Here is an 11,730-nt window from a genome sequence, read left to right as displayed (position 1 = left end):
TATGGGTGAATCTAAGCGTCGCAAAGAGTCGATCGGCGACGAATACGGTAAAGAAGAACGCATCGTTCCCTGGCTGCCAATCACGAAAACCCAAAGCCAAGATTTTGTGAAGTGGACAAGTCGGGGAAGCTGGATCGGGATTGGCCTTTTGGCGGCTTGGTGGATTGTAGTGCGGTTTGTCGGCCCAGCGGCGGGGTGGTGGCAGGTTAACTGATGCCAGACTCGACAAATGCCTGTATTCTTGGCATTGTGTCGAGTTACACTCGGAAACCAGCGGCTGATTTTTTAGGAAAAATTTAGTTGCGAATTTGGACTTGGTATGGTATCTTAATTATCTGCGGGCAATTAGCACAGTGGTAGCGCACTTCCTTCACACGGAAGGGGTCACAGGTTCAAATCCTGTATTGCCCATTTAAATTATTTTCTGATCCCTTAAGGGCTTAATGTTTTTCGTCTGACCTAGAATTCCATGCTATCCCATACTTGTTGTCATAGGGGGTAAAGACATTGACTTCTATGTGTTTCCGCTACAATGGTTCAACTGATTTTCCTACTAAATTTTTGATAGTGTTAATTAAAAGTTCAAGTCTTAATTCTATAAATTTATTGTAGTCATCATGTAAGCATGCCTCATAAGCCTCTGTACTTATAAAATTACTAGCTAAAACCTCATCTAAATCAGAACCCAAACTTGTCTTTAGCGGATGGAAATACTTCGAAGGTTTAGAGTCAGAAATTTTTCTATTGTTGTCTAAGCTGAGCATACAAATGTTGGTATGCATATTAATACGCTCCGACGGTTCATTAAGTCTCTTTAAGAAATTTATAGGAAATATATGATGGTATTCATACTTATTTGTAACAGCCAATGCTTTATAAATATCAATAGATGAACCATCGAGTAAGCTTTTGGGTTTGTTGCTAGCCAGTAAAAGTGCAAAAGTTTTACTGGATGCCTTCTTTAAGGTAAAGGGTTCAGAAAAAATAGCTTTATAGTTGATTGGTTGATCTATTTCTAAAAATTGAATTTCACCTTCAGCAAATTTTCTGATTTGATTTAACGCTCCTCTAACTAAACTATAGTTAGAAGATCTAAAATAACTACTAAAAGATGTATGCCAAAACCATCTCTTCAAAACATTTCTTTGATTAAGTGTAGGATTTGGGCAAATACCAAAAAATTCCACTAACAAAGTTAGCTGTAAGTTATAAGGAACATAAGCATTAGAGGCTAACGGTAATTCAGATGTCAGAAAATCTACCGCTAGTTTGTAGGAATTGATACATTTTTTTACAGACTCTTGAAGTTGTAATGACTTGAGGTTTCTAAGCTTATCTATATCGTCTTTAAGTATTCCAAATCCAGAAGTGGCAGATATATTTTTAAGAATTTCACCATCAGAAACATCATCAAATTTTTTGGGTTCAAGAGATTTTCTTACAGCATTCATCCCATCGTTCAAGTCAAAGCTGCCACTCCAAGTAGCAGCTCTCATCAAATCAACTATAGTTAATGCACGCCCCGTACTATTAATCCTCTCAAAAATCGGTGCTACTTCATTGAGACTCATGTCTTTTATAGTAACAGCCGCAATTTTGTAATCTTTTATGGTTTGCAAAAGTCTTTGTGCGTTTTCTTCATACTTTTCCTTGTTAGGATGTGATTCAAAACGCCTACATTGATTAATAAAATCAAAGGTTCCTGATAATTTGTTCATTGGAAAATGCCAAACTTCTTGGTAAGTTTTAGGATAAAAAAACTGTTCTTTTTCCAGATCGAAGCAAATATTCCATGTACTATTTATATCTGTTCCATTCCAATAAAGGGCGCCACAAAGAGTAGAAAGTCTTTGTTGTCCATCTAGTAAATAATTTACAGGGTACTCTTCTGCTCTTTGATTAATTTCTAAATCACCTATTTTATGTTCACTGGCTAGTTTCTCATTAGTGAACCAAAGCAGAATACTACCGATAGGATATCCCTTATAAACGCTATCACACAAATTTAAGATATCCGTTCTATTCCAAACAAAAATTCTTTGGAATTTAGGCAATTTTATATCACCAGCTTTGACTCGTTGAACTAATTCCTCTATTCGCAGAATCTCAGGCTTAGGGTCTTGACGTCTTAGCATAAGAATGTTACTATCCTTGTTTTCTAGCGTACTTCCAAATCTATTAGCACAATCTATGCTTCTATCGATTGTAGGCGTGACCCTGAGTTTTGACAAAATCAGGCTATCGAGTCACATCTTCTATGATAGATTCAAACGTCCCCGGTTTTGCCCCATCCGTCCGAATTTCCAGCTTCAAGTGTTCCACCTTATTCGTAAAGGTCGCGCCACCACGTCCATCCCCGCCACAAACCGCAGCAACGGTGCAACCTGAGTGCTGAGGAAATATATTTTACCCTGAGTCAGATACCGCCCCCACTCATCTTTGTGGCCAACCTCCATAATATCTTCCCACTTTCTCCGCAGCGTAGCCCGATTGCTGACAGTGCGCTCTAATTCCGTATACTCCACCACTTCGCGGAACTGGTTGTAAATCGATCATGAATTAGAAACTGTTCAACAAGGCAAAAACAGCCGATCGCCCAAAACCATTTCTATACTACACATATGCTACACTAACATTGTAGCTCGTGTATCCGCAGGAGGTTTCCTCATGGCAAATGCCAATATTCCTCAAAATTTCAACTTAATCATCCCCGCAGGAACCCAAATTGTCACCAAAATCGAGGTCAAAAACCCCGCCAGTGACCAATCTTGGAAACCGGGATTAGTAGGCGTCATCGTTCAATCGCCTACGGACAATTCCCACGCATATTTAGTCAAACTCCCAGACGGAACACAAGTTAGTCTGCGGCGGCACGAAGTCAGTATCCGCAAGCAGTTTCAGAGCGAAGGATTGCAGTCAGGAGGAGATTTTCTTGCAGAATACAACCTCTATGATTCTGTAATTTACCGCTGCATTCTTGGTTCGAGAGCCTACGGTCTTGATAACGAGCAATCCGATACGGATAGACGCGGGATTTACCTGCCGCCGGCAATACTTCATTGGTCGCTTTACGGCATTCCAGAACAATTGGAAAACAAGGAAAATCAGGAATGCTATTGGGAACTGCAAAAGTTTTTAGTTTTGGCACTAAAAGCTAATCCAAATGTGCTAGAATGTTTGTACACGCCTTTAGTAGAAACTGTTTCTCCTGTAGCACAAGAATTGCTGGAAATTCGGGAAATCTTTCTTTCTCAATTGGTTTATCAAACTTACAATAGCTACGTTTTATCTCAATTTAAAAAAATGGAGCAAGACCTTCGCAACACCGGGGAAATTCGTTGGAAGCACGCGATGCACTTAATTCGCTTGCTGCTGTCAGGAATTACGGTGCTAAAGGAGGGGTTTGTACCCGTTCGCGTGCAGGATTATCGATCGCAACTTTTATCTATCCGCAACCAAGAAGTATCCTGGGATGAGGTGAATCGCTGGCGGTTGAGCTTGCACGGTGAGTTCGATCGCGCTTTTGCTGCAACTAAGCTGCCAGAACGTCCTAATTACGAGAAAGCGAACCTGTTTTTGATTAAATCTCGTAGAGGTGCGATCGAAATCGGATCTTGAAATCGCTTCTTGTGAAACAAAGCCCGCCTGCATGGACTGGAATAAATGACAGAATACATCTCGAATCTCGCCCAAATTATCTCCGTTCAACCTTATCCGCTGCTGTTTGCGACTGTCAGCGGTTCGCATTTATACGGCTTTCCTTCCGCAGATTCTGACTTCGACTTGCGGGGAGTACACATCTTGCCGCTACCGAAAGTAATTGGACTAATTTCTGGAGAAGAAACAATCGAAGTTTCGGAAGTTCGGGAGGGAATGCAACTCGATTTAGTAACTCACGACATCAAGAAATTTTTTGAGATGCTGTTGAAGCGCAACGGCTACGTGCTAGAACAACTGTATTCGCCGCTCATAGTTTACAGTACAAAGGAACACGAGGAATTAAAGGATATCGCCTCTAATTGCATTACCAAGCACCACAGCCATCACTATCTCGGTTTTGCTAAAACTCAATGGAAATTGTTTGAGAAAGAACGCCCGCGTCGGGTTAAGCCGCTGCTGTACGTTTACCGGGTGTTGCTGGCTGGGATTCACTTGATGCAAACCGGGGAAGTTGAGGCGAATTTGGTGAAACTTAACGAGAAATTCCAGTTGTCGTATATTCCTGATTTGATCGATCGCAAGCTGGCTGGGGAGGAAAAATCTGTGCTGGAAGATACAGATATAGAATTTTATCAGCAAGAGCGCGATCGGCTAATTAATGTATTAGAAGAGGCAAGTTTTACAAGTCATTTGCCGTCAAATCCTAATGCAAAGGTTGCTCTTAGCGACTTTCTGGTAAAGGTGAGGATGTCATCTCTAAGCTGTTCCACCTTTAATTAGTCTTTAGTTTAGCAAGCACCCTACATATTAGTCGTTTGGTGCGCCAAAGAGCACAGAACCTCCGGTTCAGCACGCATCACTACCAAAGAAACCTGGTTTTTTATCCTGATTAAAGACCTGAATACAGTATTTTCGTCCATCCAACCCGCTTTCAAGTGATTTACTTGGATAGCTTTCTGTTTGCTGGTTCGTTAAGGGCAGGTATACCCATAGTTTGATTCTCGGTAACTTCTGTGTTCTTTCCTGGTATGTAAATATTCCAACTTACGCCGCCTAAATATGTCTTGATATATGAAATCAAGGCGTGGATAAATACAACGATGCCCAGCATTTCTAAAAACTCTTCAAGGGTCGTTACTATCACGTAAAATAGATGATTCCCCGGTCCCGTTGTATAAACTATGTATCCCGCTAGCATTTCCATTCCGATTGCTCCTCCAATATAAAGAGCGCCTGCTGCCACAAACAATTTTCTTGTAGAAACCGGAAGGTGGAACAGAAACTTACTGTAGGATAAGAGAAATATCGCTACTAGAAAACCCATCGGCACAACCCAACTAAAGTAAAGAAATCCTGTAGCATTTACCAGGCTTCGCATCGGGTTAACAAGCTTTTCGTGCCATTGACTCACTTCGTCTAAAGATAGATATAAAAAGATGAACGATAAAATTGTCCAGTGATGCTTGTAGCGACAACTATCCAAATTTTTCGCATGGGCGATCACACCCAGCAATAGAGAACCAAACAGCAATGCCAAAAATGAGTAGAAGGTTGGAATGTTCCCCTCGTGATCAACGTTGAATTTGTTTGCCAAGAAGTCTCTAGACGGGTAATCCGGCAAAAAATACAAAGTCATCTGACTTAAGAAAGATAGTACAACTAGACCGACCACCACTCGAAGCAGCAACTGGGTTACAGCTCCTGGATTTAGAGGAATTTGGAATTTCATGTTCTCTTAACCGTTCTATTAACCTTTGGTTAAAGGTATGTTATCATAAAAATCTTTTTCTCCTATATCTACAGACATAGAAAACTCATCCTGGTGAAAGCGCTCTTTTTTTACCGTAAGATTACCGTAAGGTTAAGGAATTGAGCAGAGATCGATCGCCCTTAATTTTATTATGGCTAGATAAAAAACTCTTTGTTTCGTGAGATGTAAATTAGATATCTCCCCAAATGAAGCTGAAATCCTTACTACGGTTGAGTCTAACTCTAAATTCTATCGATATCTGCCAGAGAAACTCGGCTTCCGGAAGCCGAGATCTTTCAGTACCGAGGATTTCTGTAATCAAAGGCGCTCACCGATCAATCTCAGTGAAAACCATGAGATGAAATAAGAGGTCGATCGCGATCGCGTGATTCGCCGCCATTTCTTAAACTAGAGTTCCCCCAGCGAGATCAAAATATCTCCTTGTCAAAGTCCATTAGCTTTCAGTCAATTGCTTATTTCTTAAGTTTTTGCTGCTTTGCTTTACTTATTTTTCGTACCTGCGCGGCGTATAAACCCAAACATCTCCATATTTGCGGGGAATAATCCGAGTCTGACTCGAACCGACAATAACTAAAGTTCTCATGTCAGCGTCTTGCGGCTGGAATTCGCCGAGGGTGCAAACCCGCACAGATTGACCGGGCCGGCCGAGGTTTCGCCCTAGTACGACGGGGGTTTTAGGATCGCGACTTTGCAACAAAATCTCGATCGCTTTTCCGAGTTGCCAAATCCGCTGTTTCGAGATGGGATTGTAAAATGCCATAACTAAATCGGCAGCAGCCGCAGCCGCAATCCGCTGTTCTATGACCTCCCAAGGCTTGAGAATATCCGAAAGCGAAATCACGCAAAAATCGTGTCCGAGGGGTGCTCCGATCGCAGCAGCGGCCGCCTGCATGGCTGAAATGCCTGGTGCCACCCGAATATCGATGCCTTGCCATTCGGGTTTGGCATCAAAGTCGATCGCCTCAAACACCGCTGCAGCCATCGCAAAAATACCCGGATCTCCCGACGAAACGACGGCGACAGATTTGCCGGATGCTGCTAAATCTAGGGCAAAACGCGCGCGATCGATCTCTTCGCGGTTGTCGGAATCGTGCCGCTTTTGTCCTTCCCGCAGAGTTCCGGCTAAGTCGAGATAGAACTTGTAACCCACCCAATCCGTGGCTTCGCGCAGAATTTCCTTAACTTCCGGGGACATCCAGGGCGCGCCTCCAGGGCCCGTACCGACGATCGCCAGTTTGCCGCGGCTAATTCCGATCGCCCTAGCATCAAAGGGTTGGGCGGCCAGGGCGATCGCGCAATTCAATGCGTTTGGGCGATCGGACTCGATTAAGTGACTGTTGGCACCGGCTGCTGTCAAGGCAATTTGTGCGGTCTTATTTTCGATGAATTCAATTGAGTCTAATTCGACAAGTTCGGAGAGATTGAAAAAGCGGACGGGGACTTTAAAATATTGTGAAACTGCCTCAAGTGCCGGATTTCCCATTTCATCTTTTAATGCAAAGAATCCCGCAACAGAAGCTGGCGCTAAACCTGCATTTTTCAAGGCTTGCTGGACAAATGAAACCGCTATTTCCGGCTCAATATTGGATAGCTTCGTGAGTGCAACTGCCACAATTTGCGGATGGTAAACTAAACAATCGGGCGTTGGCGCAATTGCTTTTTCGGTGACGCGGACCGTCAATTTTGCGTCGGGGGCGATCGGCAAATTGCTCTCGGAAAGCCAGCTTGCAGCCCCTTCTAGGCGTACTTTTGCCCCGGCGAGCAAATTTGAAATAAAAGTCTTCGCGTCCTCTGGATTCGCTAAATAATAGCCTTGGGGAGGACTCAGCAGCGCGGTGCGAAACCGGATATCTCCGGTTGTGGTAATTGCAGGTTGTACGCCGAGGGCTGCTGCAATCTCTCTGGCCAAATCGTTAACGCCGTGCAAACCGCCCAGCAGCGGTACGACGGCGCTTCCGTCTTCTGCGACGGCTAAAACTGGCGGTTCGGCGCGTTTGTCTGACAGCAGCGGGGCGAGGGTGCGGATGATGATTCCGGCGGCGCAGATGCCGATGATTGGGGTTTCTGTTGCAAATAATTCCCGCAATGTTTCGCCGAAGTTGCTAAAGTTGATGTCTGTGTCGTTCGTGCGATCGATTAAACCGTAAATCTGGGAACCGGGAAAATGTGCGGAGATTTTTTTGGCGATCGGCTGGCTGTTTTGACCTAAGATAACTATTGCGGGAGGAATTAGATTCACGGTTTTAATTATGTGTGTGCTTGGAGTGGTTTGATTATTTTAATCTTTTGTTACTTTCAGAATAAATATTTGACGAACCGCGAAGGCGCGAAGGGCGCGAAGGAAGAGTAAGAAGTGAAGCAAGAAGTTTTTCTGTTTAATTATTGGCACAGGCATCTTGTCTGTGAATCTCTGCGATTAGTTTATCATTAAAAGACGCAAATATTTCGAGGTTGGGCTGTGAAACGCATTGTCTTAATTGCTGGGTTTGAATCTTTTAATGCCGATTTGTACCGCAAAGCTGCCGAGTTGGCTGTTTCTGGCTGTCAGGGATTGGAAGTACGGGTTTTTAGCGATCGCGCCCTCGCAGACGAACCCGACGCTGTAGCGGCTGCCCTCGCGAATGCTGATGTGTTTTTCGGGAGTTTGCTGTTTGATTACGATGCGGTAATGTGGCTGCGAGAAAGGGTGCAAAATATTCCGATTCGCCTGGTTTTTGAGTCTGCTTTGGAATTGATGAGTCTTACTCAAATTGGCGCTTTTAAAATTGGCGACAAACCGAAGGGAATGCCGAAGCCTGTTAAGTTTATTCTGGATAAGTTCAGCAATGGGCGAGAAGAAGATAAGCTGGCTGGTTATATCAGCTTTTTGAAGGTTGGGCCGAAATTATTAAAATATGTGCCGGTGCAAAAAGTGCAAGATTTGCGTAACTGGCTGATTATTTATGGTTACTGGAATGCGGGCGGTGCGGATAATGTTGTCTCGATGTTTTGGATTATTTCCGAAAAGTATTTGGGGCTGAAGGTTGGAGAAATTCCGCCGCCTGTGGAAACTCCCAATATGGGTTTATTGCATCCTGATTATAATGGTTATTTTGAATCGCCTCGGCAATATTTGGATTGGTATCTCGGTAATCAAAGTGCTAGGGGCGGGCAAGATGCCCGTTCCACAAAATTTGGAACCAATGGGTTCCAAAATTCATATCAAGTAAAATCTCCTGTTGTGGGCATCTTGCTTTACCGCAAACACGTTATCACCAAGCAGCCTTATATTCCTCAATTGATTCGCTATTTTGAAGATGCGGGAATTGTGCCTTTGCCGATTTTTATCAATGGCGTTGAAGGCCATGTGGCGGTGCGGGATTGGATGACTACTGCTGATGAAACTGCGCGGCGAAAACAAGGCAATATTGAAACTCTTTCTCTTTCTAAAGATGCTGTGGAAGTTGATGCGATTGTTTCTACTATTGGCTTTCCTTTGGTTGGCGGGCCTGCTGGTTCGATGGAGGGTGGAAGGCAGGTGGAAGTTGCTAAGCGCATTTTAACTGCTAAAAATGTACCTTATTTTGTGTCCGCACCTCTGCTGATTCAGGATATCCATTCTTGGACTCGTCAGGGGATTGGAGGTTTGCAAAGTGTGGTATTGTATGCTTTACCTGAGTTGGATGGCGCGATCGATCCTGTTCCCCTAGGCGGTTTGGTGGGTGAGGATATTTATCTGGTGCCCGATCGCGCCAAACGCCTGACAAGTAGAATTAACAATTGGGTGAAATTGCGGCAAACTCCCCCATCTGAAAGGAAAATTGCGATTATTCTCTACGGGTTTCCTCCCGGTTACGGTGCGGCGGGTACGGCCGCTTTATTAAATGTACCGAAATCGCTGCTAAATTTCCTGCACAAACTTCAAGCAGCAGGTTATACAGTTGGAGAAATTCCGGCTGACGGTGAGGAGTTAATTCGCAGGGTGAAAGAGGCGGATGATGCAACCGCAGATGCAGGCGGATTAACGCGGATTAACGCAGATCCTGAGGGAGTTTACGGCAATACTGTTAATGTTAAAACTCTGGAGAAATGGCTGGGCTATTTGTTAACAATTCGTATAGAAAAACAGTGGAATTCTCTGACTGGTACGGGCATTAAGACAGACGGCGATGAGTTCCAAATCGGTGGCATTCAACTGGGGAATGTTTGGATAGGTTTGCAGCCGCCTCTGGGAATTTCGGGCGATCCGATGCGCTTAATGTTCGATCGCGATTTGACGCCTCACCCTCAATACGCTGCTTTTTACAAGTGGCTGCAAAATGATTTGCAAGCTGATGCTGTGGTTCACTTCGGAATGCACGGCACTGTTGAATGGTTGCCGGGATCTCCTCTGGGAAATACTGGCTATTCTTGGTCGGATATTCTGTTGGGAAGTTTGCCGAATCTTTATATCTATGCTGCCAACAATCCCTCGGAATCGATGTTAGCAAAACGGCGCGGTTACGGTGTTTTGATTTCTCACAACGTGCCACCCTACGGTCGCGCTGGCTTGTACAAGGAATTGATGGCTTTGCGGGATTTGATTGCGGAATATAGGGAAGATACTGCAAAGAATTATGTGCTGAAAGAGGCTATTTGTAATAAAATTTCAGATAGCGGTTTGGAGGCTGATTGTCCGTTTGATGAGGCTCGAAAGTTGGGTATTTCTTTTAGTTTTGAGACGGTGGGAATGTTCAGTGCTGATGCTTTTAACCGCTATCTGGTGAAGCTTTACGAGTATTTGCAGGTGGTGGAATGTCGCTTGTTTTCTTCGGGTTTGCACGTTCTTGGGGAACCGCCTAATTCTGAGGAAATGACCTCTTATCTTGAGGCTTATTTTGGGGAGAGGTTATCACAGGAACAGGTGCAAAAACTGGTTTTTGAAGAAAATGAACCGCAGAGGCGCAGAGGGCGCAGAGAGGAAGAGAAAGAGGGGTTTGATGGGGTTTTTGAGGAGGGTTTGTTGGTGCGGGATTTGCTGTTGCAAACGACGGATGAGTTGACTAATCTTGTGCGGGGTTTGAATGGGGAATATATTCTGCCGGCACCGGGTGGGGATTTGTTGCGGGATGGGGCTGGGGTGTTGCCCACTGGCAGGAATATTCACGCTTTAGACCCTTATCGGATGCCTTCTCCGGCTGCTTATGAAAGGGGGCGGGAAATTGCTCGGAAAATTATTGAGAAGCACCTTGAGGAACAGGGGAATTATCCTGAGACTGTGGCGGTGATGTTGTGGGGTTTGGATGCGATTAAAACGCGGGGCGAATCAATTGGAATTCTGCTAGAATTGGTGGGGGCTGAACCTCTAAAAGAAGGTACTGGCCGCATTGTTCGCTATGAATTAAAACCGTTAGCTGATGTCGGTCATCCCCGGATTGATGTGTTGGGAAATCTTTCGGGTATTTTCCGTGATAGCTTTGTGAATATTATTGAATTGTTGGATGATTTGTTTGTGCGGGCGGCGGATGCTGATGAACCGGAGTCGGAGAATTTTATCCGCAAACACGCTTTAATTTTGCAGGCAAAAGGTGTGCAGAATTATTCGGCGAGGTTGTTTTCTAATCCCGCTGGGGATTTTGGTTCTTTGGTTAACGATAGGGTTGTTGATGGTAGTTGGGAATCGGGGGATGAGTTGGGGAAAACTTGGGAAAGTCGCAATGTTTTTAGTTACGGGAGAAAGGACAAGGGGGAAGCGAGGCCGGAGGTTTTGACTCAGTTGTTGCAAGGGTGCGATCGCATAATTCAAGAAATTGATTCTGTTGAATACGGTTTGACTGATATTCAAGAGTATTATGCAAATACTGGCGGTTTGAAGAAAGCCGCAGAAAAGCAGCGCGGAAAAAAAGTCAATACCAGTTTTGTCGAAAGTTTTTCTAAGGATACAACTCCGCGCAATTTAGAAGATTTGCTGCGCTTGGAATATCGAACTAAGTTGCTAAATCCTAAGTGGGCTAACGCGATGGTCAATCAAGGTTCGGGCGGCGCTTATGAAATTTCGCAGCGCATGACGGCGTTAATTGGTTGGGGCGGAACGGCTGATTTTACTGATAGTTGGGTTTACGATCAGGCTGCTGATACTTATGCTTTGGATGAAGAGATGGCGAAGAAGTTGCGGGAGGCCAATCCTGAAGCTTTTCGCAATATTGTCGGCAGAATGTTGGAGGCTAACGGGCGAGGTTTTTGGCTGCCGGATGCGGACAAGTTGCAGCAGTTGCGCGAGTTGTACGAGTTAACTGATGAGAAGATTGAAGGGGTGACAGTGTAGTTTTTTTAATATAAAT

Annotated in this window: 8 protein-coding genes and 1 tRNA gene; 5 read left to right on the top strand and 4 right to left on the bottom strand. The window is 44.4% G+C overall.

Features of this window, described 5'->3' with window-relative positions:
- The first annotated feature begins 1 nt into the window (after position 1).
- Entirely contained in the window at positions 2–214 is a 213-nt protein-coding gene (locus QUB33_RS07305; RefSeq protein WP_333349005.1) for a DUF2839 domain-containing protein, read from the top strand.
- A gap of 125 nt (positions 215–339) precedes the next feature.
- Positions 340–411 (top strand) — tRNA-Val (locus tag QUB33_RS07300).
- A 116-nt stretch (positions 412–527) separates the two neighbouring features.
- On the opposite strand, the gene QUB33_RS07295 is transcribed toward QUB33_RS07300, so the two are convergent.
- A complete protein-coding gene (locus QUB33_RS07295; protein WP_333349003.1) occupies positions 528–2,135 on the bottom strand; it encodes a GmrSD restriction endonuclease domain-containing protein in 1,608 nt (535 codons plus the stop codon).
- 174 nt (positions 2,136–2,309) lie between these two features.
- Positions 2,310–2,528 carry a hypothetical protein gene (locus QUB33_RS07290; RefSeq protein ID WP_333349001.1) on the bottom strand — a complete coding sequence of 73 codons (219 nt, stop codon included), beginning with the start codon at positions 2,526–2,528 and terminating at the stop codon, positions 2,310–2,312.
- Between the two features lie 139 nt (positions 2,529–2,667).
- Between QUB33_RS07290 and QUB33_RS07285 the strand changes: the two genes are divergently transcribed.
- Together QUB33_RS07285 and QUB33_RS07280 are read left to right on the top strand one after the other, a co-directional pair.
- Positions 2,668–3,618 carry a DNA polymerase beta superfamily protein gene (locus QUB33_RS07285; protein ID WP_333348999.1) on the top strand — a complete coding sequence of 317 codons (951 nt, stop codon included), beginning with the start codon at positions 2,668–2,670 and terminating at the stop codon, positions 3,616–3,618.
- Between the two features lie 45 nt (positions 3,619–3,663).
- Positions 3,664–4,440 carry a nucleotidyltransferase domain-containing protein gene (locus QUB33_RS07280; protein WP_333348997.1) on the top strand — a complete coding sequence of 259 codons (777 nt, stop codon included), beginning with the start codon at positions 3,664–3,666 and terminating at the stop codon, positions 4,438–4,440.
- Positions 4,441–4,600: 160 nt separating this feature from the next.
- Here the strand turns inward: QUB33_RS07280 and QUB33_RS07275 are convergent, their stop codons facing one another.
- Positions 4,601–5,389 (bottom strand): hypothetical protein, encoded by a 789-nt coding sequence (locus tag QUB33_RS07275; RefSeq protein ID WP_333348995.1) that lies wholly within the window; start codon positions 5,387–5,389, stop codon positions 4,601–4,603.
- A gap of 526 nt (positions 5,390–5,915) precedes the next feature.
- Entirely contained in the window at positions 5,916–7,670 is a 1,755-nt protein-coding gene (gene cobJ / locus QUB33_RS07270; RefSeq protein WP_333348993.1) for a precorrin-3B C(17)-methyltransferase, read from the bottom strand.
- 219 nt (positions 7,671–7,889) lie between these two features.
- On the opposite strand from cobJ, the gene bchH reads away from it, so the two are divergent.
- Positions 7,890–11,714, top strand: a complete 3,825-nt coding sequence (bchH, locus tag QUB33_RS07265; protein WP_333348991.1) for a magnesium chelatase subunit H — start codon at positions 7,890–7,892, stop codon at positions 11,712–11,714.
- The last annotated feature ends 16 nt before the right edge of the window (positions 11,715–11,730 follow it).

Source organism: Microcoleus sp. B3-A4 (genome assembly GCF_036705385.1).
In the GTDB taxonomy this organism is placed as follows: domain Bacteria; phylum Cyanobacteriota; class Cyanobacteriia; order Cyanobacteriales; family Microcoleaceae; genus Microcoleus.
The sequence above is the reverse complement of the archived record's forward strand: the minus strand, read 5'-3'. Positions and strand labels throughout refer to the sequence as shown.